Origin of the sequence: Variovorax sp. 22077, from assembly GCF_052044195.1 — a bacterium.
Classification (GTDB): domain Bacteria; phylum Pseudomonadota; class Gammaproteobacteria; order Burkholderiales; family Burkholderiaceae_C; genus Variovorax; species Variovorax atrisoli.
Genome location: NZ_JBQEQC010000092.1, coordinates 1 through 702, shown reverse-complemented (window position 1 = coordinate 702; position 702 = coordinate 1). Strand labels below are relative to the sequence as shown.

The following is a 702-nucleotide window of genomic DNA, read 5'->3' as shown; positions in this document are numbered from 1 at the left end:
TGCCCAGAAGGCGGCCTTCGCCGTCATAGCGCAGCCGTGTGGTGCGCCCCAGGGGATCGACGGCCTGCACCATGCGCCCGGCGGAGTCGTAGGCGTAGCGCACCGTGGTGCCGTCGGCCCGCACATGTTCGACCAGGCGCGACAGCCCCGCCGCGCCTTCGAAGCGATAGATGTCCACGCGCTGAAGGCTGTCGGTGACGCGAGTGGTTTTTCCGGTGTCGTTCCGGTCGTACTCGAACCTGTAGGCCAGTCCCTGCTCGTTGGCGTGCTCGATCACCCGAGCACCCGGTGCCAGGCGCTCGTAGCGGTAGCTGTGGCGCGGTCCGCCCAGGTGGCGGTGAGCGGTCATGAGGTGGGCTTGCCAGGCGAACTCGCGCACGAGGCGTCCGGCGCGGTCGTGCACGGTGAGGAGGTCGCCGGCTTCGGAGTACCCGTAGCGCACGAGCGGGATGGGCTCGCTGGCGCCGGGCACCCAAGGATCACTGAGGAGGTCGACGCCCGTCAAGCGCCAGCCGCTGTCGGCCAGCCAGAGGCCCTGGGCGGGCCTGGCGGGGTACAGCTGGCGCAGGTTGAGGCCGTAGCGCCGCCCCACGCCGTCGACGATGGCAGTGATGCGGCCCCAGGCATCGCGCTCGTAGCGCTGGCGACGGCCGAAGCGATCGAGCATGCATTGCAGCGCGTAGGGTGTGCCCGCCGGCGGCG

Annotated in this window: 1 pseudogene; it reads right to left on the bottom strand. The window is 70.9% G+C overall.

The features are described from left to right. A pseudogene (locus ACTJLF_RS34640) lies at window positions 1–702 on the bottom strand (RHS repeat-associated core domain-containing protein); the annotation flags it as partial.